At 70.1% G+C, this 25,134-nt stretch carries 20 protein-coding genes and 1 pseudogene; 12 read left to right on the forward strand and 9 right to left on the reverse strand.

Annotated elements, in window-relative coordinates; genetic code table 11:
* Positions 1-91 precede the first annotated feature (91 nt).
* Positions 92-817, forward strand: coding sequence for a ribosome-associated translation inhibitor RaiA (gene raiA / locus ABZ396_RS02520; RefSeq protein ID WP_358923330.1), 726 nt, complete (start codon positions 92-94; stop codon positions 815-817).
* A gap of 206 nt (positions 818-1,023) precedes the next feature.
* Complete coding sequence (locus tag ABZ396_RS02525) at positions 1,024-1,773, forward strand: response regulator transcription factor (protein WP_358923332.1); 750 nt, start codon at positions 1,024-1,026, stop codon at positions 1,771-1,773.
* A gap of 15 nt (positions 1,774-1,788) precedes the next feature.
* Here the strand turns inward: ABZ396_RS02525 and ABZ396_RS02530 are convergent, their stop codons facing one another.
* Together ABZ396_RS02530 and ABZ396_RS02535 are read right to left on the reverse strand one after the other, a co-directional pair.
* A complete protein-coding gene (locus ABZ396_RS02530; protein ID WP_358923333.1) occupies positions 1,789-3,003 on the reverse strand; it encodes a crosslink repair DNA glycosylase YcaQ family protein in 1,215 nt (404 codons plus the stop codon).
* 49 nt (positions 3,004-3,052) lie between these two features.
* Positions 3,053-3,628, reverse strand: a complete 576-nt coding sequence (locus tag ABZ396_RS02535; protein WP_358923335.1) for a GNAT family protein — start codon at positions 3,626-3,628, stop codon at positions 3,053-3,055.
* Positions 3,629-3,975: 347 nt separating this feature from the next.
* On the opposite strand from ABZ396_RS02535, the gene secA reads away from it, so the two are divergent.
* Positions 3,976-6,813, forward strand: coding sequence for a preprotein translocase subunit SecA (secA, locus tag ABZ396_RS02540; protein WP_358923337.1), 2,838 nt, complete (start codon positions 3,976-3,978; stop codon positions 6,811-6,813).
* Between the two features lie 198 nt (positions 6,814-7,011).
* Here secA and ABZ396_RS02545 read toward each other — a convergent pair whose 3' ends face one another.
* The gene (locus ABZ396_RS02545) at positions 7,012-7,473 is read right to left on the reverse strand and encodes an Rv3235 family protein (protein ID WP_358923339.1); all 462 of its coding nucleotides are present in this window, start codon (positions 7,471-7,473) and stop codon (positions 7,012-7,014) included.
* A 327-nt stretch (positions 7,474-7,800) separates the two neighbouring features.
* Here ABZ396_RS02545 and ABZ396_RS02550 point away from each other — a divergent pair, with 327 nt between their 5' ends.
* The 4 genes from ABZ396_RS02550 (at position 7,801) to ABZ396_RS02565 (ending at position 15,228) form a co-directional block, all read left to right on the forward strand.
* Complete coding sequence (locus tag ABZ396_RS02550) at positions 7,801-8,316, forward strand: hypothetical protein (RefSeq protein ID WP_358923341.1); 516 nt, start codon at positions 7,801-7,803, stop codon at positions 8,314-8,316.
* Between the two features lie 89 nt (positions 8,317-8,405).
* Positions 8,406-9,071 carry an HAD family hydrolase gene (locus ABZ396_RS02555; protein WP_358923343.1) on the forward strand — a complete coding sequence of 222 codons (666 nt, stop codon included), beginning with the start codon at positions 8,406-8,408 and terminating at the stop codon, positions 9,069-9,071.
* 575 nt (positions 9,072-9,646) lie between these two features.
* The gene (locus tag ABZ396_RS02560) at positions 9,647-14,575 is read left to right on the forward strand and encodes an NAD-glutamate dehydrogenase (RefSeq protein WP_358923345.1); all 4,929 of its coding nucleotides are present in this window, start codon (positions 9,647-9,649) and stop codon (positions 14,573-14,575) included.
* A 188-nt stretch (positions 14,576-14,763) separates the two neighbouring features.
* Positions 14,764-15,228, forward strand: a complete 465-nt coding sequence (locus ABZ396_RS02565) for a GtrA family protein (RefSeq protein WP_358923347.1) — start codon at positions 14,764-14,766, stop codon at positions 15,226-15,228.
* Positions 15,229-15,355: 127 nt separating this feature from the next.
* Here ABZ396_RS02565 and ABZ396_RS02570 read toward each other — a convergent pair whose 3' ends face one another.
* Both ABZ396_RS02570 and ABZ396_RS02575 read right to left on the reverse strand, forming a co-directional pair.
* Positions 15,356-16,219, reverse strand: a complete 864-nt coding sequence (locus ABZ396_RS02570) for an ABC transporter ATP-binding protein (protein WP_358923349.1) — start codon at positions 16,217-16,219, stop codon at positions 15,356-15,358.
* Complete coding sequence (locus ABZ396_RS02575) at positions 16,212-17,129, reverse strand: ABC transporter permease (RefSeq protein WP_358923351.1); 918 nt, start codon at positions 17,127-17,129, stop codon at positions 16,212-16,214. The genes ABZ396_RS02570 and ABZ396_RS02575 overlap by 8 nt, the downstream gene beginning before the upstream one ends.
* A gap of 360 nt (positions 17,130-17,489) precedes the next feature.
* Here ABZ396_RS02575 and ABZ396_RS02580 point away from each other — a divergent pair, with 360 nt between their 5' ends.
* The 3 genes from ABZ396_RS02580 (at position 17,490) to ABZ396_RS02590 (ending at position 19,532) form a co-directional block, all read left to right on the forward strand.
* Complete coding sequence (locus tag ABZ396_RS02580; RefSeq protein ID WP_358923352.1) at positions 17,490-18,116, forward strand: TetR/AcrR family transcriptional regulator; 627 nt, start codon at positions 17,490-17,492, stop codon at positions 18,114-18,116.
* A gap of 79 nt (positions 18,117-18,195) precedes the next feature.
* Positions 18,196-18,573, forward strand: a complete 378-nt coding sequence (locus tag ABZ396_RS02585; RefSeq protein ID WP_358923354.1) for a DoxX family protein — start codon at positions 18,196-18,198, stop codon at positions 18,571-18,573.
* Between the two features lie 35 nt (positions 18,574-18,608).
* Entirely contained in the window at positions 18,609-19,532 is a 924-nt protein-coding gene (locus ABZ396_RS02590) for an RNA polymerase sigma-70 factor (RefSeq protein ID WP_358923355.1), read from the forward strand.
* 7 nt (positions 19,533-19,539) lie between these two features.
* Here ABZ396_RS02590 and ABZ396_RS02595 read toward each other — a convergent pair.
* From ABZ396_RS02595 to ABZ396_RS02605, 3 genes and pseudogenes are all read right to left on the reverse strand, one after another.
* Positions 19,540-19,797 (reverse strand): annotated as a pseudogene (locus ABZ396_RS02595) (ADP-ribosylglycohydrolase family protein); the annotation flags it as partial.
* Positions 19,798-19,801: 4 nt separating this feature from the next.
* Positions 19,802-20,782, reverse strand: a complete 981-nt coding sequence (galE, locus tag ABZ396_RS02600; protein WP_358923357.1) for a UDP-glucose 4-epimerase GalE — start codon at positions 20,780-20,782, stop codon at positions 19,802-19,804.
* Positions 20,783-20,822: 40 nt separating this feature from the next.
* Entirely contained in the window at positions 20,823-22,040 is a 1,218-nt protein-coding gene (locus tag ABZ396_RS02605) for a glycosyltransferase family 87 protein (RefSeq protein WP_358923384.1), read from the reverse strand.
* Between the two features lie 370 nt (positions 22,041-22,410).
* Here ABZ396_RS02605 and ABZ396_RS02610 point away from each other — a divergent pair, with 370 nt between their 5' ends.
* A complete protein-coding gene (locus ABZ396_RS02610) occupies positions 22,411-23,940 on the forward strand; it encodes a glycosyltransferase family 39 protein (RefSeq protein ID WP_358923359.1) in 1,530 nt (509 codons plus the stop codon).
* A 109-nt stretch (positions 23,941-24,049) separates the two neighbouring features.
* Here the strand turns inward: ABZ396_RS02610 and ABZ396_RS02615 are convergent, their stop codons facing one another.
* Positions 24,050-24,562, reverse strand: a complete 513-nt coding sequence (locus tag ABZ396_RS02615) for a MarR family transcriptional regulator (RefSeq protein ID WP_358923360.1) — start codon at positions 24,560-24,562, stop codon at positions 24,050-24,052.
* Between the two features lie 125 nt (positions 24,563-24,687).
* Between ABZ396_RS02615 and ABZ396_RS02620 the strand changes: the two genes are divergently transcribed.
* Positions 24,688-25,104 (forward strand): organic hydroperoxide resistance protein, encoded by a 417-nt coding sequence (locus tag ABZ396_RS02620; protein ID WP_358923362.1) that lies wholly within the window; start codon positions 24,688-24,690, stop codon positions 25,102-25,104.
* The last annotated feature ends 30 nt before the right edge of the window (positions 25,105-25,134 follow it).

A 25,134-nucleotide genomic window follows, 5' to 3' on the forward strand; every position in this document is an offset into this window, starting at 1 on the left:
TCTTGCCCATGGGGGAGGAGGAGGTGGAAGTCGCCGAGTCCGAGGCTCCGGGTTCACCGGAGTCGGGTGCAAAAAGGGAGATGCTCCGCCAGTGGAGCGGAGCGCTCCGGGAACGGAGTTCTGCGTGGACATCGTCGTCAAGGGCCGCAAGACCGAGGTGCCCGAGCGGTTCCGCAAGCACGTGGCCGAGAAGCTGAAGCTGGAGAAGATCCAGAAGCTCGACGGCAAGGTGATCAGCCTCGACGTCGAGGTGTCCAAGGAGCCCAACCCCCGACAGGCCGACCGTTGCGACCGAGTGGAGATCACGCTCCGCTCCCGCGGTCCGGTGATCCGGGCGGAGGCAGCGGCCAGTGACCCGTATGCGGCACTCGACCTGGCGGCGGAGAAGCTGGACGCGCGGCTGCGCAAGCAGCACGACAAGCGGTTCTCGCGCCGCGGTGCACGGCGGATCTCGGCCGCCGAGGTCCCTGACCATGTCCCGGGCGCGGCGACGCTCAACGGGAACGGCAGCCCCGTCCACGAGGAAGAGCCCGACGGTGTGCCCACCACGAAAATGGGTTCCCTGGAGGTGAAGGGCGAAGGTCCCCTCGTCGTCCGTGAGAAGACCCACGTCGCCTCTCCGATGAGCCTCAACCAGGCCCTCTACGAGATGGAACTGGTCGGACACGACTTCTACCTGTTCGTCGACTCCGAGACCAAGGAGCCGAGCGTCGTCTACCGGCGGCACGCGTACGACTACGGTGTCATCCACCTGAGCACGGACCCGATGGTCGCCGAGGTGCAACCCCCGGCGGCGGGAGGCACACTGGGCGGCTGACCCGCCCGCCCGGCAGCTGGGCCTGTGCCCCTGGAAGCGTGTGTGCGCCCCCGGGGGCACCGGTGTGCGACCACTTCGCGCCCCGCTCTGTCACCGCGTTGTCGCCCGGGCATGGAATCATGACCGCAACGGCCCAACCGGTGGGCCGCTGCCTTGGGTTGGCGATGGCACAGCACCACAGGCCACAGCCTTCAGGGGGAGGAACGATGGCGGACAGCTTCGGTCCGATGCAGGACGGGGACGCCGAGGACGGCGTGGTCGGCATGGGCCCGGACGCGGGCGGCACTTCACGCAAGGAACCGATCAGAGTCCTTGTCGTGGACGACCACGCCCTCTTCCGCCGCGGTCTGGAGATCGTGCTCGCCGCCGAGGAGGACATCCAGGTCGTCGGGGAGGCGGGCGACGGCGCCGAGGCCGTCGACAAGGCCGCCGACCTCCTGCCGGACATCGTGCTGATGGATGTCCGGATGCCCAAACGCGGCGGTATCGAGGCCTGCACCTCCATCAAGGAGGTCGCCCCCAGCGCGAAGATCATCATGCTGACGATCAGCGACGAAGAGGCCGATCTGTACGACGCGATCAAGGCGGGCGCGACCGGATATCTCCTGAAGGAGATCTCGACCGACGAGGTGGCCACCGCCATTCGCGCGGTGGCCGACGGGCAGTCGCAGATCAGCCCGTCCATGGCGTCAAAACTCCTCACCGAGTTCAAGTCGATGATCCAGCGCACCGACGAGCGCCGGCTGGTGCCCGCGCCACGGCTCACCGACCGTGAACTCGAAGTGCTCAAACTCGTCGCCACGGGCATGAACAACCGCGATATCGCGAAGGAGTTGTTCATCTCGGAGAACACCGTGAAGAACCATGTGCGCAACATCCTGGAGAAGCTGCAGCTGCACTCCAGGATGGAGGCGGTGGTCTACGCGATGCGGGAGAAGATCCTCGAGATCCGCTGAGGCCGCCGGCGCCGGTCAGCGCAGCGCGGTCATCAGCGCGCGGGTCACTTCCCGGACGAGTGGCTCGCGCAGCTCCGGGGCGTCCACCCGCTCCACACGTACCGTGGTGCAGCCGACCCAGCTCGCCGCCTCGACGAGTGCCTCCGCCACCGCCGGAACCGCCTTGGGGCCGTCCAGCGTGACCTGGCGTGCCACCAGGACGCCGCCGCCCTCACGCGCCGGGTCCACCCGGCCCACCAGACGGCCGCCGGCCAGCACCGGCATCGCGTAGTAGCCGTACACCCGCTTCGGCTTCGGCACGTACGCCTCCAGGCGGTGGGTGAAGCCGAAGATCCGCTCGGTGCGCGCCCGGTCCCAGATGAGGGAGTCGAACGGGGAGAGCAGGGTCGTGCGGTGCCGGCCCCGCGGAGGTGTTGCCAGGGCCGCCGGGTCCGCCCAGGCGGGCTTGGACCAGCCCTCCACCTCCACCGGGACCAGGCCCGAGTCGGCGATCACCGCGTCGACCTGCTCGCCCTTGAGCCGGTGGTAGTCGGCGATGTCCGCGCGCGTGCCGACGCCCAGCGACTGCCCGGCCAGCCGGACCAGGCGGCGCAGGCACTCGGTGTCGTCCAGTTCGTCGTGCAGCAGCGTGGCCGGGACGGCGCGCTCGGCGAGGTCGTACACCCGCTTCCAGCCGCGCCGCTGGACGCAGACCACCTCGCCGTACATCAGCGCGCGCTCCACGGCGACCTTGGTGCCGGACCAGTCCCACCACTCGCTGGTCTTCTTCGCGCCGCCCAACTCCGTGGCCGTCAGCGGGCCTTCGGTACGCAACTGCTTGATGACCTGGTCGTAGGTGCCGTCGGGGAGTTCGTGGCTCCAGTGCGGGCGGTCGCGGTAGGCGCGGCGGCGGAAGGCGAAGTGCGGCCACTCCTCGATGGGGAGGATGCAGGCCGCGTGCGACCAGTACTCGAAGGCGTGCGGTTGTGCCGGAGGCGCGCCGACGGATCCGTGCCAGTAGGCGGCCTCGACCGTCTTGCGGCCGACGGCGCCGAGGCGGGCGTACGGGATGAGCTCGTGGGAGCGGGCGAGGACGGAGATGGTGTCGAGCTGGACCGCGCCGAGGTGGCGGAGCACGCCCCGGACGCCCGAGCGGCGGTCGGGGGCGCCGAGGAAGCCCTGTGCCCTCAGGGCGACACGGCGGGCTTCGTCCGCCGAGAGGGCGGCGGTGGGGCGCGGGAGGGTCGTCATGGCTCGGACGATAGGACGTGGCACTGACAGTGCGGTACGACCTGGGGTTTCATCCCTGCGAAGGGGCCGGCAGATAGGGCGCGGCCGAGGGCAGGCCCAGGTCCGACGGGAGCAGGGAGCCCACCCAGCAGTCGCGTCGTACGCCCTTGTTGTTGAGGGCGGAGCGGAGGGTGCCCTCGATGGTGAAACCGGCGCGTTCCGCGACCGCGCGGGAGCCCTGGTTGCCGACCTCGGCACGCCACTCGACCCGGTCGACCGCCAGTTGCGTGAACGCCCAGCGGGCTCCCGCGAGGGTGGCCTCGGTGGTGTAGCCACGGCCGCGGTGCTCCTTGACGGTCCAGAAACCCACTTCGGCCGCACCCAGGGAAAGCATGGTCAGGCCGAGCATCCCGGCCAGCTCCCCCGTCGGCAGGAAGACGCCGAAGGTGAACATCGAGCCGTCGGACCAGCCGTCGGGGACCATCTGCTCCGTGAAGCTCCGGGCGTGCTCCGGGAGGTAGGGCGAGGGAATCGTCGTCCAGCGCTGGATGCCGGGGTCCTGGACGGCCGCGTACACCGCTTCGGTGTCCTGCGGGCCGACCGCGCGCAGGAGCAGACGGGGGGTGGAGAGCGTGACGGGTTCCATCGGCCGATTCTGCTCGGCCCGGCGCCTGGGACGCCATCCATTTCGCGTTCCGTGACCGTTTGATCACGGTTCGCGCAATTCCTCGCCGGGATGCGGCACCATCCGCATGCCCCGGCCGTTGTCCCGTATGAAGCGGCGAACACCTGGCGACACCACCCAGTACAACCGAAAGCCCACCTGGAAGAGTCACACGAAGGGGGCTCGCAGAGCCCTCGGGAAAGCGGCGGACGGCCGTCGGGCCGCCAGGCCTCCCGGCGCGGCCGGGTCCTCGCATACGATGGCCGTTGCTCAGTACGTCCAATGGAAACCGACCGTCCCAGGCCCGACCGGCAAGGAGACAAACCCCCGTGTCCGTCCTCTCGAAGATCATGCGTGCAGGCGAAGGCAAGATCCTGCGCAAGCTGCACCGCATCGCGGACCAGGTCAACTCCATCGAAGAGGACTTCGTCGACCTCTCCGACGCCGAGCTGCGGGCCCTCACCGATGAGTACAAGCAGCGCTACGCCGACGGAGAGAGCCTCGACGACCTGCTCCCCGAGGCGTTCGCCACGGTCCGCGAGGCCGCCAAGCGCGTCCTCGGACAGCGCCACTACGACGTGCAGATCATGGGCGGCGCGGCCCTCCACCTCGGCTACGTGGCCGAGATGAAGACCGGTGAGGGCAAGACCCTCGTCGGCACCCTGCCCGCGTACCTCAACGCGCTGGCGGACAAGGGCGTTCACCTCATCACGGTGAACGACTACCTGGCCGAGCGCGACTCCGAGATGATGGGCCGCGTCCACAAGCTCCTGGGCCTGAACGTCGGCTGCATCCTCTCCAACATGTCGCCGGCGCAGCGCCGCGAGCAGTACGCGGCGGACATCACGTACGGCACGAACAACGAGTTCGGCTTCGACTATCTGCGCGACAACATGGCGTGGTCCCAGGACGAGCTCGTCCAGCGCGGCCACAACTACGCCATCGTCGACGAGGTCGACTCCATCCTGGTCGACGAGGCCCGTACGCCGCTGATCATCTCCGGTCCGGCCGACCAGGCCACCAAGTGGTACGGCGACTTCGCCAAGCTGGTCCTGCGCCTGAAGAGGGGCGAGGCCGGCAACCCGCTCAAGGGCGTCGAGGAGACCGGCGACTACGACGTCGACGAGAAGAAGCGCACGGTCGCGATCCACGAGTCCGGCGTCTCCAAGGTCGAGGACTGGCTGGGCATCGACAACCTCTACGAGTCGGTGAACACGCCTCTGGTGGGCTACCTGAACAACGCCATCAAGGCCAAGGAGCTCTTCAAGAAGGACAAGGACTACGTCGTCCTCGACGGCGAGGTCATGATCGTCGACGAGCACACCGGCCGTATCCTCGCCGGCCGCCGCTACAACGAGGGCATGCACCAGGCGATCGAGGCGAAGGAAGGGGTGGACATCAAGGACGAGAACCAGACCCTCGCCACGATCACCCTGCAGAACTTCTTCCGCCTCTACAAGCGCCACGACCACAACGGCAAGGAACTGCCCGGCCTGTCCGGCATGACCGGTACGGCCATGACCGAGGCCGCCGAGTTCCACCAGATCTACAAGCTCGGCGTGGTCCCGATCCCGACGAACAGGCCGATGGTCCGCAATGACCAGTCGGACCTGATCTACCGCACCGAGGTCGCCAAGTTCGAGGCGGTCGTCGACGACATCGCGGAGAAGCACGAGAAGGGCCAGCCGATCCTCGTCGGCACGACCTCCGTCGAGAAGTCGGAGTACCTCTCGCAGCAGCTCTCCAAGCGCGGCATCCAGCACGAGGTGCTCAACGCCAAGCACCACGAGCGCGAGGCGTCGATCGTCGCGCAGGCCGGCCGCAAGGGTGCCGTGACGGTGGCCACCAACATGGCCGGCCGTGGTACGGACATCAAGCTCGGCGGCAACCCGGACGACCTCGCCGAGGCGGAGCTGCGCCAGCGCGGCCTGGACCCCGAGGAGCACATCGAGGAGTGGGCGCAGGCCCTGCCCGCCGCCCTGGAGAAGGCCGAGCGCGCGGTGAAGGCCGAGTTCGAAGAGGTCAAGGAACTCGGCGGCCTCTACGTCCTTGGCACCGAGCGGCACGAGTCGCGCCGGATCGACAACCAGCTGCGCGGTCGTTCCGGCCGTCAGGGTGACCCCGGCGAGTCCCGCTTCTACCTCTCCCTCGGCGACGACCTGATGCGCCTGTTCAAGGCCCAGATGGTCGAGCGCGTGATGTCCATGGCCAACGTGCCGGACGACGTGCCGATCGAGAACAAGATGGTCACCCGCGCGATCGCGTCCGCGCAGTCGCAGGTCGAGCAGCAGAACTTCGAAACGCGTAAGAACGTTCTGAAGTACGACGAGGTGCTCAACCGTCAGCGCGAGGTCATCTACGGCGAGCGCCGCCGCGTCCTGGAGGGCGAGGACCTGCAGGAGCAGATCCAGCACTTCATGGATGACACGATCGACGCGTACGTCGGCGCGGAGACCGCCGAGGGTTTCCCTGAGGACTGGGACCTCGACCGCCTGTGGGGCGCCTTCAAGCAGCTCTACCCGGTCAAGGTGACCATCGAGGAGCTGGAGGAGGCGGCCGGCGACCGGGCCGGTCTGACCGCCGAGTACATCGCCGACTCCATCAAGGACGACATCCACGAGCAGTACGGGTCACGCGAGGCGCAGCTCGGCTCCGAGATCATGCGTGAGCTGGAGCGCCGGGTCGTGCTGTCGGTTCTCGACCGCAAGTGGCGTGAGCACCTCTACGAGATGGACTACCTCCAGGAGGGCATCGGCCTGCGGGCGATGGCCCAGAAGGACCCGCTGGTCGAGTACCAGCGCGAGGGCTTCGACATGTTCACCGCGATGATGGACGGCATCAAGGAGGAGTCCGTCGGCTACCTGTTCAACCTGGAGGTCCAGGTCGAGCAGCAGGTCGAGGAGGTCCCGGTCGAGGCGGCCGCGGAGGGCGTCCAGGACGCGGTGCCGGCGCAGGCGGGCTCCCGTCCCGAGATCCGCGCGAAGGGCCTGGAGGCGCCGCAGCGGCGGGGCATGCACTTCTCCGCGGCCACCGTGGACGGCGAGGGCGGCCTCCTCGAGGGCGACTTCGCCTACGACGACGAGGAGCCGGCCCGCTCGGAGGCGGACGGACTCACCCGCGCCGAGCGCCGCAAGCAGGCGAAGGGCAGCCGCCGCCGCAGGAAGTAGCGGCACCCACAGCGCGCCCCACCAGGGCCGGCCACCCCGCAAGGGGGGGCCGGCCCTTCGGTTTGTGGCCCGGGGGCGCGGTGGCCTCGGGGAGGTACGACTGCCTGCGGCTGGGGCTGGGGCTGGGGGAGCCGGCTCTTCGGCAGGCCGGCTCTCGTCACCCGGCCCCAACGGGCTCCGGCCGCTTCGGTCCGTCCGTCAGTCGCCGCGAGGCGTGCGCGGGCCGCCCAGTTCCACGGCCGTACAGCGCCAGCGCAGGTCGGCGCCCTGTTCCAGGCGGAAGGCCATGGCGCGCAGTTGCTCGCCCGCGGCGATGCGGGCGAAGACCTCCAGGGCGCCGATGCGGGGGACGTAGTAACCGATGTCGCGGACGACGGCATCGGTGCCGCGGGTGCGCAGGGGGCCGCGTTCGGCGAGACGGGCCAGGTCGTCGTAGGCGGGTCCCGCCGTGTGCCGGAGCATCCAGTGGGCGGGACGGCGGCCGCTGAGGACGGCCAGCAGACGCTCCGCGAAGAGGTCGGTGGGGCGCGGGCTCGGCGGGGCCGCCGGCGGCGTCAGCGGCCTGCGGGAGGAGGGCGCGCCGGGGCGGCGGGAGTCGCGGCGGCCGGGCGGGCGGGTGCCCGGACGGAGCTGGGCGGTCCTGGTCATGACCTTGTTCATGGGGATCCCCGTTCGGCGGGCCCGGCGGGTACCGGGCGGTAACTTTCGGTTGGGGATCTTGTACGGGGGGCGGGGCGGCGGCAGCAAGGCGGTGAGGGCCCGTGTCGAGGGCCTCGAAGTGTTCACTTATCTGAGTGACCGGGGGTGCGGGAAACCCGCTGGGCAGGCGGCGGCACCGGGTGAATCGTGGGGCGCCGGGTGGACGCCGTCGACGTCACCGCCCGGGACCCGAAAGGGGACGCTCGCACGTATCCTGAAGGCCCTCCGGGAGGCGCCAGGACCTTCGGGAGACGCAGAGTCGAAGAGTCCAGAAGAGAGCGGCCAGCCATGCGCGTCTACGTCCCCCTGACCCTCTCCGGGCTCGCCGAGGCGCACAAGACGGGCGAGCTGGGGACCGGTCCGTTCGTCGCCTACGCCGTCACGCCCGCGCTGCGCGAGTGGTATCTCTCCGACGACATAGAGGAACTGGAGTACGCCGCGCTCAACCGGGCCGCGCTCGCCTCCCTGCGGCTGCTGGCCGCGGACCCGGGAGCGGTGCGTCGCCGGGTCGTGGTCGCCGTGGACGTCCCCGACGGCGCGGCGGCGGCCGACCCGGACCGCGGGCTCGACCCGGCGGCACTGGGCGAGGTGCGCGTGACCGGGACGGTGGCGCTGGCCAAGGCGGCCTCCGTGCATGTCGACTCCGACGACGCGGAGCAGGACGTGGCGGCGGCGGCCGGGGCGCTTCAGGCGGCGGACGTTGGGGACGACGACGCGCAGTTCGTCGTGGACGGTGCCGAGGACCACGAGCTGCTCTGGTACGCCACACAGGAGATCCCGAACCTGGTGGGGCTCAGCGGCTGAGCGGGGCCGACGGGTCGGCCGGGCCCCTGTGACCTGCGGTGACGTGCCGTCGGTCTTGATTGTCAGTGGTGGCGGGTAGCGTTTTTGGCATGGGGAAGCACGGAAACGCGCACATCGTCTGGGACTGGAACGGGACGCTGTTCCACGACAACGACGCGATCATCGGGGCGACGAACGCGGCATCGGCCGAGCTGGGCCTGGCGCCGATCACACTGGAGCAGTACCGGGCGCTGTACTGCGTGCCGGTGCCGAAGTTCTACGAGCGGCTGATGGGGCGGCTGCCGACCGACGCCGAGTGGGAGGTCATGGACGAGATCTTCCACCGGTACTACGCCGAGCACCGCGGCCTGTGCGGGCTGACCGACGGGGTGGTCGAGCTGCTGGCCGGGTGGCGTTCGGCGGGGCGCAGCCAGTCGCTGCTGAGCATGTACGTGCATGACGAACTCGTCCCCTTGGTACGGGGATTCGGGATCGAGTCGCACTTCGTACGGGTCGAGGGGCGGGTCGGGCCGTCAGGGGGCAGCAAGGCCGAGCACATGGTGCGGCATCTGCGGTCGCTGGTGGACGTGCGGCCCGGGCGGACCGTGGTGATCGGGGACGCGGCGGACGACGCGGTGGCCGCGCAGGCCGTGGGGGCGAAGGCGGTGCTGTACACCGGGGGGTCGCACGGCAGGACGAGCCTGGAGCAGGTCGGCGTGCCGGTCGTGGACTCACTGGCGGAGGCGGTCGAGGAGGCGGAGCGGCTGGCCGCGTGAGCGGCGGGGTGAGTGGGGGGAAGGGGGCCCGCTTCCCGGCGCCGGCAGGGTGCAGCGCCCCTTCAGGGGCGCGGGGAACTGCGCGACCAGCCCCCACCCACCCGCAACACCCTGAATCCGCAACACCCGCCCCGCCCACCCCGCCGTCGGCCAAACCGGCGTCGCGTCGCTGTGCAGAACGTCAAAGTTCCACCCCCTGTTTTGTACACATACGGCTCATGACGGGTCCCGGGTGGGGAGCGATAGCCTTGGTGGCGTGATCAGCGCGATAGTTCGCGGGGGCGTCGGCGCCTCCGCCCTGCGCCCGGTGAGCACGGAACACCTCCGTGACCGGGCGGCGGTCGCTGATCTTCGCGGGCGGAGGGCACCCAAGACGGCCCTGGTAGTGGCGTCGCCGAGAGAGACGTCACACCCTCGGGGCATGTCGAGAATGGCCGAATACCCACCGCTCGTCTCACCTTGCGGCATAGCGTCGGAGCAGACCGGAGACCCCGGCCGTGGCGTCGAGCCGCAGGGGGAAGAGCCCGTACTTCCTTCTACGTCACGCAATGGCGCGCGACAGGAGCCAGAGGACAATGCAGACCAAGCTGGACGAAGCCAAGGCCGAGCTGCTCGAACGGGCCGCCCGGGTAGCTGAGAACAGCCCGGCAGGGGGGCACCTACCGACGGGGACGGCGGACCAGGAGTCCGTGTTCGCGTTCCTTCAGCGCTACTACCTGCACACCGCGCCGGAGGACCTCGCCGACCGTGACCCGGTCGACGCCTTCGGCGCCGCCGTCTCGCACTTCCGTCTCGCCGAGACCCGCCCGCAGGGCACCGCGAACGTCCGGGTCCACACCCCGACCGTCGAGGAGAACGGGTGGACCTGCAGCCACACCGTGGTCGAGGTCGTCACCGACGACATGCCCTTCCTCGTCGACTCGGTCACCAATGAGCTGACCCGGCAGGGGCGCGGCATCCACGTCGTCATCCACCCCCAGTTCGTCGTCCGCCGCGACCTCACCGGCAAGCTCATCGAGATGCTGCCGACCCCGGCCCTGGGTGAGGAACTGCCGCACGACGCACACATCGAGTCCTGGATCCACGTCGAGATCGACCGCGAGACCGACCGCTCCGACCTCAAGCAGATCACCGCCGATCTGCTGCGCGTGCTGTCCGACGCCCGCGAGGCCGTCGAAGACTGGGAGAAGATGCGGGAGGCGGCCATCCGGATCGCCGACGGTATCGAGGCCGAGGCGCTGCCGACCGACCTGCCCGCGCACGAGACCGAGGAGGCCCGCGAGCTGCTGCGCTGGCTGGCCGCCGACCACTTCACCTTCCTCGGCTTCCGCGAGTACCAGCTGCGCGAGGACGACTCCCTGGCCGCCGTACCCGGCACCGGCCTCGGCATCCTTCGCTCCGACCCGAAGCACGCCGGTGAGGAGAGCCACCCGGTGAGCCCCTCCTTCGAGCGGCTCCCCGCAGACGCCCGCGCCAAGGCCCGCGAGCACAAGCTGCTGATCCTGACCAAGGCGAACAGCCGGTCGACCGTGCACCGACCGTCGTACCTGGACTACATCGGCGTCAAGAAGTTCGACACGGACGGCAATGTCGTCGGTGAGCGTCGCTTCCTGGGGCTGTTCTCGTCCGCCGCGTACACCGAGTCGGTGCGCCGGGTGCCCGTCATCCGCCGCAAGGTCGACGCGGTGCTGGACCGGGCGGGCTTCTCGCCCAACAGCCACGACGGCCGCGACCTGCTCCAGATCATGGAGACCTACCCGCGCGACGAGCTGTTCCAGACGCCGGTCCCCGAACTGGAGTCGATCGTCACGAGCGTCCTGTACCTCCAGGAACGCCGGCGGCTCCGCCTCTACCTGCGCCAGGACGAGTACGGCCGCTACTACTCGGCCCTCGTCTATCTCCCCCGCGACCGCTACACCACCGGTGTCCGGCTGCGGATCATCGACATCCTGAAGGAGGAACTCGGCGGCACCAGCGTCGACTTCACGGCCTGGAACACCGAGTCGATCCTCTCCCGGCTGCACTTCGTCGTCCGGGTCCCGCAGGGCACCGAGCTGCCCGAGCTGTCCGACGCCGACAAGGACCGCATCGAAGCCCGCCTGGTCGAGGCGGCCCGATCCTGGGCGGACAGCTTCGCCGAGGCCCTCAACGCCGAGTGCGGCGAGGAGCGCGCGGCCGAGCTGCAACGCCGCTTCATCAACTCCTTTCCCGAGGGCTACAAGGCCGACCACACCCCGCGCGCGGCGGTCGCCGACCTGGTCCATCTGGAGCGGCTCACCGAAGAGGAGGGTAACGACTTCGCGCTCAGCCTCTACGAGCCGGTGGGCGCCGCCCCCGCGGAGCGCCGCTTCAAGATCTACCGCAAGGGCGCGGCGATCTCCCTGTCGGCCGTGCTGCCGGTCCTCAACCGGCTGGGCGTCGAGGTGATCGACGAGCGGCCGTACGAACTGCGCTGCTCGGACCGGACGACCGCGTGGATCTACGACTTCGGCCTGCGCATGCCCAAGACGGCAGGCGGCGGCAACGGCGACTACCTGGGCGACGACGGCCGTGAGCGGTTCCAGGACGCCTTCGCGGCGACGTGGACCGGCCTGGCGGAGAACGACGGCTTCAACGCGCTGGTGCTGAGCGCCGGGCTGAGCTGGCGGCAGGCGATGGTGCTGCGGGCGTACGCCAAGTACCTGCGGCAGGCCGGTTCCACGTTCAGCCAGGACTACATGGAGACCACCCTCCGTAACAACGTCCACACCACCCGGCTGCTCGTCTCCCTCTTCGAGGCGCGGATGTCGCCGGACCGACAGAAGGCCGGCCTGGAGATCACCGACGCCCTCCACGAGGAGCTGGACGCGGCGCTCGACCAGGTCGCCTCGCTCGACGAGGACCGCATCCTGCGTTCCTTCCTGACCGTCATCAAGGCGACGCTGCGCACCAACTTCTTCCAGGAGACGGTGGAGGGCACCCCGCACTCGTACGTCTCCATGAAGTTCGACCCGCAGGCCATCCCGGACCTGCCGGCGCCGCGCCCGGCGTACGAGATCTGGGTGTACTCGCCGCGTGTCGAGGGTGTGCACCTGCGCTTCGGTAAGGTCGCGCGCGGCGGTCTGCGCTGGTCCGACCGGCGTGAGGACTTCCGTACCGAGATCCTCGGCCTGGTCAAGGCGCAGATGGTGAAGAACACCGTCATCGTGCCGGTCGGCGCCAAGGGCGGCTTCGTCGCCAAGCAGCTGCCGGACCCGGCGAAGGACCGGGACGCGTGGCTGGCCGAGGGCATCGCCAGCTACAGGACGTTCATCTCTGCGCTGCTCGACATCACCGACAACATGGTGGCCGGCGAGGTCGTGCCCCCGCAGGACGTGGTCCGGCACGACGAGGACGACACCTATCTGGTGGTCGCGGCCGACAAGGGCACGGCGACGTTCTCCGACATCGCCAACGAGGTCGCCGGCAGCTACAACTTCTGGCTCGGCGACGCCTTCGCCTCCGGCGGCTCCGCGGGCTACGACCACAAGGGCATGGGCATCACCGCGCGCGGCGCCTGGGAGTCCGTGAAGCGGCACTTCCGGGAGCTGGGCGTCAACACGCAGGCCGAGGACTTCACCGTCGTCGGCATCGGCGACATGTCCGGTGACGTGTTCGGCAACGGCATGCTGCTCAGCGAGCACATCCGCCTGGTCGCCGCCTTCGACCACCGGCACATCTTCATCGACCCCACCCCGGACGCGGCCACCTCCTACGCCGAGCGCCGCCGCCTGTTCGAACTGCCCCGCTCCAGCTGGGGCGACTACAACACCGACCTGGTCTCGGCGGGTGGCGGTATCTTCCCGCGCAGCGCCAAGGCCATCCAGGTCAACAGCCATATCCGCGAGGCCCTCGGCATCGAGGGGAAGGTCACCAAGCTGACCCCGGCCGAGCTGATGAAGGCGATCCTGGAGGCGCCGGTCGACCTGCTGTGGAACGGCGGCATCGGCACCTACGTCAAGGCGTCGACCGAGTCCAACGCGGACGTCGGCGACAAGGCCAACGACGCCATCCGCGTCGACGGCGCCGACCTGCGTGTCAAGGTCGTCGGCGAGGGCGGCAACCTGGGCCTGACCCAGCTCGGCCGGATCGAGTTCGCCCGCCGCGGCGGAAAGATCAACACCGACGCCATCGACAACAGCGCCGGCGTGGACACCTCCGACCACGAGGTGAACATCAAGATCCTGCTCAACGGCGTGGTCGCGGACGGCGACATGACGGTCAAGCAGCGCAACAAGCTGCTCGCCGAGATGACCGACGAGGTCGGCGCCCTGGTGCTGCGCAACAACTACGCGCAGAACGTGGCGATCGCCAACGCGCTGGCCCAGTCCAAGGACATGCTCCACGCCCAGCAGCGGTTCATCCGCCACCTGGCCAGGGAGGGCCACCTCGACCGGGCGCTGGAGTTCCTGCCCACCGACCGCCAGATCCGCGAGCGTCTCGGCTCCGGCCAGGGCCTGACCAGCCCGGAGACGGCCGTCCTGCTGGCGTACACGAAGATCACGGTCGCCGACGAACTGCTGCACACCTCGCTGCCGGACGATCCGTATCTGAGCAGCCTGCTGCACGCGTACTTCCCGACGGCCCTGCGCGAGCGGTTCGCCGACGCGCTCGTCGGCCACCCGCTGCGCCGGGACATCACGACCACGGTCCTGGTCAACGACACGGTCAACACCGGTGGTACGACCTACCTGCACCGGCTGCGCGAGGAGACCGGCGCCTCCCTGGAGGAGATCGTCCGGGCGCAGACCGCGGCGCGTGCGATCTTCCGCTCCGCCCCAGTGTGGGACGCGGTCGAGGAGCTGGACAACAAGGTCGACGCGGCCGTCCAGACCCGGATCCGGCTGCACTCCCGCCGTCTGGTGGAGCGCGGCACCCGCTGGCTGCTCAACAACCGGCCGCAGCCGCTGGAGCTCGCCGAGACCGTCGAGTTCTTCTCCGAGCGGGTCGAGCACGTCTGGCAGCAGCTGCCCAAGCTGCTGCGCGGCGCGGACCTGGAGTGGTACCAGCACGTGTACGACGAGCTGACCGCGGGCGGTGTCCCCGACGAGCTGGCGACCCGTGTGTCCGGCTTCTCCTCGGCCTTCCCGGCGCTGGACATCGTCTCGGTGGCCGACCGCACGGCCAAGGAGCCGCTGGACGTCGCCGAGGTCTACTACGACCTCGCCGACCGTCTCGGCGTGAGCCAGCTGATGGACCGCATCATCGAGCTCCCGCGCGCCGACCGCTGGCAGTCGATGGCCCGCGCCTCCATCCGCGAGGACCTGTACGCGGCCCACGCGCTGCTCACCGCCGACGTGCTTGCCGCGGGCAACGGCGCCTCGACCCCCGAGCAGCGCTACCAGGCCTGGGAGCAGAAGAACGCCGCCATCCTGGGCCGGGCCCGGGCCACGCTGGAGGAGATCCGCAACTCGGACTCCTTCGACCTGGCCAACCTGTCGGTGGCCATGCGGACGATGCGGACGCTGCTGCGCACGCACTCGTAGTCGTGAGCCGTGTCGTAAGTCGTAGTCGTAAGTTGTAAGTCGTACGACATGCAAGGCGCCCCGGGCCGGTGACGGCTCGGGGCGCTTTTCTTTCCTGGCGATGATTGTTCTTGCCGATGCTTAGGGAAAAACGGGTGGCAAATTTACCGTTTCCTGCTAATCGAGACGTGTCGGATATGGTCTGCCGTGTGACAGTGCAACTCACGGTGAGCAATCCCGCGCCGCCCCGGCGGCGGCCGGCGGCGCAGGTCCTGTTCGAGGTCGTGAAATTCGGGGTCGTCGGCGGCAGCGGCGTCCTCGTCAATTTCCTGGTCTTCAACCTGCTGCTGCACGGCCCGCGTTGGCCGGCCATGACCGCCACGGTGCTGGCCAGCTGTATCGCGATGGCGACCAATTACGCGGGCTTCCGCTATTTCGCCTATCGCGACCGGGCCTCGCGCACACGACGGCAGATAGCACTGTTCTTCGTTTTCAGTGGTCTCGGTGTCGTGATGGAAAGCGGTCTTTTCTACGCCGGTTATCACGGCCTCGGTCTCAATGGGCCGCTGGAATCCAACGTGGTGAAGGCGCTGTCGATCGTGCTTGCCTCCGCCTTCCGCTTCCTCGTCTACCGGACGTGGGTGTTCCAGACGGACACGAGCCGCGCCGTGTAGCGACGGCGCGGCTCGCGATCGTAAGTCCGCTTCAGGAAGGCTGAGCCTCAGGAAGGCTGGGCTTCAGGAAGGCTGAGCCTCAGGAAGGCTGGGCTTCAGGAAGGCTGGGCTTCAGGAAGGCTGGGCTTCAGGAAGGCTGAGCGACCTTCGAAGCCTCGGTCTCCTTCGGCGGCGCGGCCTTCGGCTTGGGCTTCGGCTTGGCCTTGTCGCCGGTGAAGGCCTCGTACTCCGCGAGGACCTCCTCGGTCGGCCCGTCCATGCGCAGCACACCGCGCTCCAGCCACAGCACCCGCTCGCAGGTGTCGCGGATGGACTTGTTGTTGTGGCTGACCAGGAACACCGTGCCCGCGTGCTGGCGCAGTGCGCGGATGCGTTCCTCGGAACGCTTGCGGAAGGCCGCGTCGCCGGTGGCCAGCGCCTCGTCGATGAGCAGGACGTCGTGGTCCTTGGCGGCGGCGATGGAGAAGCGCAGCCGGGCACCCATGCCGGAGGAGTAGGTCCGCATGGGGAGGGTGATGAAGTCGCCCTTCTCGTTGATGCCGGAGAAGTCGACGATCTCCTGGTAGCGCTCCTTGATCTCCTCCCGGGACATGCCCATGGCGAGGCCGCCGAGGTAGACGTTGCGCTCGCCGGTGAGGTCACCCATGAGGGCCGCGTTGACGCCGAGGAGGGAGGGCTGGCCGTCGGTGTAGATGGCGCCGTTCTCCACCGGGAGCAGGCCGGCGACGGCCTTGAGGAGGGTGGACTTGCCGGAGCCGTTGGTGCCGATGAGGCCGATCGCCTCGCCCTTGTAGGCGACGAAGGAGACGCTCTTGACCGCGTGCACCTTTCGGACGCCCGCCGCCTTCTCGGTCTGCTTGCGGCGCATCATGCGGTTGAGGGCGGCGGCCGCGGAGCCGCGGCCGCCGCCGGTGCCGTTGACCCGGTAGACGATGTCGACGCGGTCGGCGATGACGGTGGGGATGCGGGTGTCGCTCACGTTCTCAGCCACGGCCGTACGTCTCCTCAGCCTTCCAGAAGTAGATGAAGCCGCCGACGCCGACGACCAGGGCCCAGCCGGTCGCGATCGCCCACACATGGGGCGGCAGCTGGCTGCCGTGGAAGCTGTCGATCAGGGCGAAGCGCATCAGGTCGATGTAGACGGCGGCCGGGTTGGCCTTGAGTACCGGAGCCACCCAGCTGGGCAGACCGGCGTGCTTGCCGGTCAGCTTGTCGATGCTCCACATGACACCGGAGATGTACATCCAGGTGCGCAGCACGAACGGCATCAGCTGGGAGATGTCCGGAGTCTTGGCACCCCATCGGGCCATGATCAGAGCCATGCCCGTGTTGAAGGTGAACTGCAGGAGCAGCACCGGGATGGCCAGCACCCAGGAGGCGGCGACCGGCACGCCGAAGCAGAGCAGGATGACGATCAGGGCGCACATGGAGAACAGCAGCTGCTGAAGCTGCTGGAGGCAGAAGGAGATGGGCAGCGCGGCTCGCGGGAAGTGCAGGGCGCGGACGAGACCGAGGTTGCCGGCGATCGCACGGGTGCCGGTCATGATCGAACTGGACGTGAACGTCCAGATGAACACGCCCGTGACCAGGAACGGGATGTAGTCCGGCACATCACGCTTGGTACCGAGCAGCACACCGAAGATGAAGTAGTACACCGCGGCGTTCAGCAACGGGGTCATGATCTGCCAGACCTGGCCGAGCTTCGCCTGGGCATACTGGGCGGTGAGCTTGGCGGTGGCGAACGCGGTGATGAAGTGCCGCCGCGCCCACAACTGGCGGACGTACTCCGGCAGGGAGGGGCGAGCGCCGCTGACCGAGAGTCCGTGCCGGGCGGCGAGCGCCGCGAGGTCGTCCTCGGCCGTGACCGGGGTCGGGGGCGGTGTGTGGAGAACCTGGGTCACATCCGCTGCTTTCACTCGGGGGGTGGGGGTGCGGCGTCCGGCTGGGAGCCGGGCCCGCCATCCGGCGTTTCCTTACGCTTCTCTTCACGTTTACTTGCGTCGGGACGGGACCGTATCGTCGCAACGGGAGCGTAGGCGGAGTTGGCGTCGGAACGCAACCGTTTCGTCGTCACGAACCGATGTGCGGCGTGACACTTTCGAGGTCAGGGCGCGACCGATTCGTTGTGGGGGGATGCGTCGGGCTCGTGTTCGGTACGGCGGTGAACTGGAAGTCGTTCAGTGTGGCCCTGTTGCGGCGATCGAGTGGTGGGCCTCGTCGGGACGCAACCGTTTCGTCGTTACGCCCCTATGCTGGGAGACATGACGACGAACGCCGAGGAGTCCCAGACGCGTCCGCGCCGACGAGCCCCCGCCGGGGCGGCCGTCCTCCGCGAGGACGTGACCGAGGCCATCCGCGCCGCCGTCTTCGAGGAACTCGCGGCGGTCGGGTACGCCCGTATGTCCATCGAGGGCATCGCGCGCCGCGCGGGCGTCGGCAAGACCGCCGTCTACCGCCGCTGGCGCTCCAAGCTGCACCTGGTCCTCGACGTCGTCTCGGCCCTCGCCGTGATGGGCCTGCCGGTGCCCGACACCGGCTCCCTGGAGGGTGACCTGCGGCTCCTGTACGAGGTCACGTCCCGCGCGCTGCGTCACCCGGTCGCCTCGCAGATCATCCCGGACCTCCAGGCCGAGGCGGCCCGCAACCCGGAGATCGCCGAGGCCATGCAGAAGACACTGCGCGAGGGCCAGGAGGGCGTCGCCAGCAAGATCATCGAGGCGGCCCAGCGGCGCGGGGAACTCGCCGCGAACCTCGACGACGACCTGGCCATGGACCTGATCTCCGGCCCGCTGTACTGGCGTTCGGTGGTGATCCGCACCCCGAAGCTGCCCAAGGGGTATCTGGCCGCGCTGGCCCGTGGCACCACGGAGGCGCTCAAGGCGCTTTGAACCACTCGGCCGGGGATGTCACAGGCGGGGCCGCGGTCTCGTCGTAGGGACGCAGGCATCCTCGACCAAGGAGTGGACGATGAACCTCGCGCTGTGGATCGCCGCCGGACTGCTCGCCGCGGTGGCCCTGACCGGTGGGATCAGCAAGACGTTCGTGCCCCGGGAGAAGCTGGCCGCGGCCCACGGCGGAGGCTGGACCGGAGACGCGGGCGCCGGCTTCGTCAAGACGCTCGGCATTCTGGAAGTCCTGGCCGCGGCGGGCCTGATCCTGCCCGCGGTCGTCGGCGTCGCACCGGTACTGGTGCCCGTGACGGCCGCCGCCTGGGTCCTGCTGATGGTCGGAGCGATGGTCACCCACGGCCGGCGCGGCGAGAGCGCGTTCGTGGCGCTGAACCTGGTCTACCTTGTGCTCGCGCTGGTCATCGTGGTGGGCCGGTTCGGCCCCGCACCGTTCTGACCGGCCGGTTCATGGATGCCGAAGGGGGAGTGGGCATGAGCAGGACCGAGGAGTTCCAGGAGCTGCGGCCGCTGCTGTTCTCGATCGCGTACCGGATCCTGGGCAGCGTCAGCGAGGCGGAGGACGCGGTCCAGGAGAGCTGGCTGCGGTTCGAGGGCTCGCCGACGGAGGTCAGGTCGCCGAAGGCGTTCCTGTCGGCCGCGGTCACCCGGATCTCGATCGACGTGCTGCGCTCGGCCCGCGTCCGGCGCGAGGAGTACGTCGGTCCGTGGTTCCCCGAGCCGCTGCTCGCCGACCCCTACGAGGACCCGGCGCGGTCGGCGGAGCTGGCCGACTCGGTGTCGATGGCCGCCCTGCTGCTCCTGGAGCGGCTCAGCCCGCTGGAGCGAGCCGTCTTCGTGCTGCGCGAGGTGTTCGACTTCGGCTTCCCCGAGGTCGCGTCGGCGGTGGGCCGCTCCGAGGCCGCCTGCCGCCAGCTCGCCGTACGGGCACGGCGTCACATGGCCGAGGGCCGCCCCCGCTTCGAGGCGGACCGGAGGGAACGTGACGAACTGGCGTCACGCTTCTTCGAGGCCCTCCACCAAGGCGACCTGGCCGGCCTGCAGGGCCTGCTCGCCGCCGACGTGTCACTGGTCGGCGACGGCGGCGGCAAGGCCCCGCAGCTGGCCCGGACGGTCGCCGGCGCCCAGAACGTGGCCCGCCTCCTCGCCGCGGTCTTCCCGGTGCTGGCCCGCGTGCAGGTGACCTGCGAACAGCGCCAGGTCAACGGCCAGCCGGGCGGGATCTTCCGCGACCGCGACGGCAAGGTCCTCCAGACCTTCTCCCTCGACATCCTCGACGGCCGGATCCAGGCGATCCGCCTGGTCCTCAACCCCGACAAGCTTGCCCACATGGGCCCGGTGGCGGACGCCTGGGCGATCTCGGAGGAGCTCAAACGGGCCCGGCGGCCCGTGGACTGACCACACCTCACGTATCCAGCCGCCGCGCCAGCGCCGCCAGGTCCGCCGCCCGCAGCACCCGGTCGCCGTATCCCGGCAACGGCACGTGCAGCACGTCCGTCCACCGCTCCGGTACGGCCCCGATGCCGTGGACGGCACAGGCCAGCGCGCCGGTGACCGCCGCGACGGTGTCCGTGTCGCCGCCCAGGTCGACGGCCACGCGGACGGCGTCCTCGCACGAGGAGGTGGTCCGCACCGCCCAGACCGCGGAGCCGAGGCAGGGCCACGGCTCAGGCCCGGGCCGCCTCCGGGTGCAGGCGTAGCCAACCCTCCCAGGCTGAGGTGATCATGTCCTGGACGTCGTGTTTGGCCTTCCAGCCCAGTTCCATGGCGATGCGGTCGGCGGAGGCGACCACGCGGGCCGGGTCGCCGGGGCGGCGGGGAGTGACGGCCGGGGGGCGGTCGTAGCCGGTGACCGCGTTGATGCGGTCGATCATCTCGCGGACCGAGACGCCCTCCCCGCGCCCGATGTTGAGGGTCAGTTCGCGGCCCGGGGCGGCCTGGAGGGCGCCGGCCGCGGCAACATGGGCCTCTGCCAGGTCCACCACATGGATGTAGTCGCGGACACACGTGCCGTCCGGCGTCGGGTAGTCGGCGCCGAAGACACGGGGTGGCGCGTCCGCCGTGAGCTTCTCGAAGACCATGGGGATGAGGTTGAAGACGCCCACGTCGGCGAGTTCGGGGCGGCCCGCGCCGGCCACGTTGAAGTAACGGAGGGACGCCGTCGAGAGGCCGGTCGCCCTGCCCGTCGCGCGGACCAGCCACTCACCCGCCAGCTTCGTCTCGCCGTACGGCGACATCGGCACGCACGGCGTGTCCTCCGTCACCAGCTCCACGTCCGGCATGCCGTAGACCGCCGCGGAGGAGGAGAACACGAAGGACGGGACCCCTGCCTCCGTGACCGCCTGCAGCAGGACACGCAGGCCTTCGACGTTCTCCCGGTAGTAGTGCAGGGGACGCTCCACGGACTCGCCCACCTGCTTCTTCGCCGCCAGGTGGACGACCCCGGTCACCTCGTGCTCGGCCAGGGCGCGCGCGACCTTCTCACCGTCCAGCGTGGAGCCCAGCACCAGCGGGACCTCCTCCGGCACGCGCTCGGCGACGCCGGTGGACAGGTCGTCGTACACGACCGTCCGCTCGCCCGCCTCGGTCATCGCGCGTACGACATGCGCCCCGATGTAGCCGGCGCCGCCGGTGATGAGCCAGGTCATGTATTGGCCGTCCCCTCCGTCAGTTGGCCCGTGGTGTTCGTCAGCCGCGGTCACCCTTCAGTGAAGCAGGTGCCGCCGACATCAGCGGACGGCTGAGGGGACTTCCCGCGCTCGAGGAGGTGCCGACGGCGTCCTCCGGGCGGCGTGTGGCGCGCCACAGGCGGGTGAGGGAGAGGACGGCGGCGGTGGCCAGCAGGCCGTTGCGGGCGAGCATCAGCAGACAGCCGGTCCAGGTGCCGTGGACGACCTCGGCGTAGAACGTGGGGTAGGCGACGGCACTGAGCGCGGTCGCCGTCACGATGAGCGCGGCGACCGGGCGCTGGGTGGTGTGCCGTGAGGTCAGGCAGACGGCGGCCAGGCCGAGCAGCCAGATCATGTACTGGGGGCTGATCACCCGGCTGGTGACGGTGAAGAGGAGCACCGCGCTCAGCGCCGCGTCGTACGGGGTTGCCTCGGTCCAGTGCCGGGCCCGTACCCGCCACAGCAGCAGGAGCGCGAAGGAGACGGCGGTCAGTGCGAGGGAGGCGGTCGCGACCGCGTGCACATGCGGGCCGACCAGCTCCATCGCGCCGTACTGGTAGCGGACCGTGCCCCGCCAGCCGGCGTGCCGGGCGATGCTGAGCGCGGTGCCGCCGAGGGACTCGACCTGCACACCCCGGCCGCCCTGCTGCCGGAGAAATGCGAGCGGGTTGCGGAAGGTGAACAGGAAGGCGGCGAGGGTCGCGGCTCCGGTCATGGCCGCCCAGGTCCACGCCGTGCGCGTCGTACGCCCGCGCTCGACGCCCAGCAGCACCAGCGCCGGCCACACCTTCACCAGTGCGCCCAGCGCCGCGAGCGCCCCGGACGCGCGCGTGGAGCGCGGCAGCGCCAGCAGGGAGAGCACGGCGAAGGCGGTGACCTCCACGTCGTAGCGGGCGAGCGGGAGGTGCAGCAGGAGAGGGAGGGCGCCCGTCCACAGGGCCGCGCCCAGCAGCGTGCGGCCCGGGCGCGCGCCCGCGCGGGCGAGCGCCGCCACGATCAGCGCGTCGGTCGCCAGGGTGAGCGCCACGAACGCCTGGAAGTAGCTCAGCCCGGGCACCAGCCCCGGCGCGAGCAGCACCGCGCCGGCGCCCGGCGGGTACTGCCACAACGTGTCGTGCGCCGGGAAGGCGCCGTGCGACAGGACGCCGTACCAATGGAAGTAAAGCCGCCACACTTCGCGCGCGACCGCTCCGTGTCCCAGGTGTCGCTCGTTGTTGTGGGCAAGGAGCCACAGCATCAGGGCGCGCGTGGCGAGCCAGACGCCGGCGAGGCAGAGGAGACGCACGAGGCCCGGCGGGCGTGCGGGGCGCGGGAGGCGCGGGAGGTGCGGGAGTCGAACGGACGAGGCGAACGAGGCGCGCGGGAGCGGGAAGTACGGGCGGCGATTCATCAACCGCGAGCGTAAGCCGCCCGGATGGTGTATCCATGCCGATACGCCGTCAATACCCGGCAAAGGTTGGCTAATCGCAAAAGATCGGGCCGTGGTGAGTATCGGGCCTCTCGTAAAAGCACATCCGCGGACATCGCGAACGACAGAATCCGGTCGGCCGACTCCGTCGCGTCGGCCGAGCCCGTTGGGGGGACCGCCCGGCGGGCCGCCGGGCCGCGTGCGCCGTGCCGTCGCCGTGGCCGTCCCGGCCGCGGTGATGCTCGGGGTCGGGCTCTGGGGGCTGCACCGCGGCGGGATGTGGCGCGACGAGGCCGTCACCCATCAGGTCGCCCGGCGCACGGTGCCGGAGATCTGGCGGCTGCTGCACGGCGTGGACGCGGTGCACGGCCTGTACTACCTGCTGATGCACGTCGTCCTCGCCGCCGCCCCCGGTCACCCGGGCGAGGTCGACCTCCGGCTGCCCTCGGTGTGCGCGGCGGCCGTCACCGCCGGCCTGGTGGGCGCCCTCGGCACCCGCCTGGCCCGGCCGCGCGTCGGACTGTGGGCCGGACTGATGTACGCGGTCACCCCGCTGGTCGGCCACTACGCGCAGGAGGGCCGCTCCTACGCCATGGTCGCCGCGGGCGCGGCCGGCGCGACCCTGCAGTTCGTACGGGCGGCGAGCGAAGGAGAGGCCCGAGGAGAGGCCCGAGGGGGGTGGCGGGCCTGGTGGTGGTACGGCGCCGTCCTCGGCGTCACCTGTTGGCTGCACGAGTTCGCGGTCCTGCTGCTGATCGCGCACGCGGGAACTCTGGCGCTGGCCCGGTCGTCGGGAAAGGTGTGGCGGGGGTGGGGCTGCGCGGCCGGGGGCGTGGCGCTGTCCCTGGCACCGATGGTCGTCGTCTCGCACGCACAGTCGGCCCAGGTGGCGTGGCTGCGGGAGCCGGACCTGGAGACCGCGCAGGAGCTGCTGCGCCAGTACCTCGGACCGACCGACGGGGCGTACTGGACCTGCCTCGCGCTCGGTCTGCTGGGGCTGGCCCGGCTGGTGGGCCGGCGCGGTGAGGTGACGCTCGCCGCGGTCGCGCTGCCGCTCGCGGTGCTGCCACCGGTGGCGTTGATGCTGGCGTCGCAGCTCACACCGCTGTACGTCGACCGGTATGTGCTCTACGCGCTCACCGGGGCGCCCCTGCTGGTGGCGCTCGGCGCGGACCGGGTGGCCGGGCTGCTCGGCCGGCTCTGGTCCCACGGCACGGCGGCACCGCCCAGGTCGACCGCGGTCACCCTGGCCGGGGTCCTGGCGCTCGTCCTTGCCTTCACCCACCAGGTTCCGCTGTTGCGGCATGACCGCGTGCCGGGCACCCGGCCCGATGACCTCGGCGCGGTGGCGGAAGCGGCGGCGCGCGCGTTGCGGCCCGGTGACCCCGTGCTGTACCTGCCGGCCCACGCGCGGGGGACGGAGCTCGCCTATCCCGCGGATTTCAAGGGCACGCGGGACATCGCACTGGCCGAACCGGCGCCGGCGTCCGGGACGTTGTACGGGCGCGAGGTCGGGCCGGGGACGCTGCGGCGGCGGCTGGCAGGGGTGGACGAGGTGTGGGCGGTGGTGGAGAAGTACGCGCTGGTGAGCGGTTACCGGCCGCGGCTCTCCACGGAGCGCGCCAAACTCGCCGTGCTGAACCAGCAGTTCGTGCTGCGGGAGGAGATGGTGATTGATCGGGTGGCGTTGAGGTTGTATGTGCGGCCGATCCGGGGCGGGTTCGGCTGAGCGTGGGCTGCGGGCTGCGGGCTGCGGGCGGCAGGCGGGTGAGGGCTGGCCGCAGCCACGCGGCGGTAGCCGCGTATCGCCACCGCCCCTCACCACCAGGGGGCCGCGTTCAGCGCGCCCCCTCCTCCGAAACGGCCGAATCCATAGCCGCCGTGTCCACAGCCGCCGTGTCCAGCGCCCCCGTCAGCTGGTCCAGCCGCGTCTTCAGGTTCCGTATCTCGTCCACGTCGAAGCCGGTCGCGGTCATGATCCGCCGCGGCACCTCGAACGCCCGCTCCCGCAGCGCAGCCCCCTGCTCCGTCAGCCGCACCTCCACCGAGCGTTCGTCGCGCGCGCTGCGCTCCCGGTGCACGAGGCCCGCCGCCTCCAGGCGCTTGAGCAGCGGTGACAGGGTGCCGGAGTCCAGGCGCAGATGTTCCCCGAGCTTCTTGACCGGCAGGTCGCCCTGCTCCCACAGCACCAGCATCACCAGGTACTGCGGGTAGGTGAGCCCGAGGTCCTTGAGGATCACGCGGTAGACGCTGTTGAAGGCACGGGACGCGGCGTGCAGGGAGAAGCAGATCTGGCGGTCCAGACGGAGCCAGTCTGCCTCGGGGGCGGGGGTCGGGGTCGTCGCGGTCATGACTCAAGCCTAGCTCTTGCGAGTCATTTAGTTGTGCACAATTGAATTGTGTGCTCTACTTGTAATCGTGACGGTGGCCGGAACGGAGCCGCCGGATCATCGAACTTCGAGAGGGATGGTCTTCCATGGACGCGCTCTACACCGCAGCCGCCACCGCCACCGGCCGGGAGGGACGGGCGGTCAGCTCGGACGGACAGCTGGACCTCGCGCTCGCGTTCCCGCCCGCGCTCGGCGGCAATGGCCAGGGCACCAACCCCGAGCAGCTCTTCGCCGCCGGTTACGCCGCCTGTTTCGCCAGCGCCCTGGGCGCCATCGGCCGCCAGACCAAGGTCGACACCGGCGAGATCTCCGTCACCGCCGAGGTCGGTATCGGCAAGGACGAGTCCGACGGCGGCTTCGCGCTCAAGGTCACCCTGCGTGTCGAGCTTCCCGAGGCGCTCGCCAACGAGACCGGCGAGAAGCTGGTCCACCAGGCCCACGAATACTGCCCCTACTCCAAGGCCACCCGCGGCAACATCCCGGTCGAGCTCATCGTCGAGTAGGTAACCGCGTAGTCAGCCGAGTAGTCGGTC

Origin of the sequence: Streptomyces sp. NPDC005866, from assembly GCF_040629895.1 — a bacterium.
In the GTDB taxonomy this organism is placed as follows: domain Bacteria; phylum Actinomycetota; class Actinomycetes; order Streptomycetales; family Streptomycetaceae; genus Streptomyces.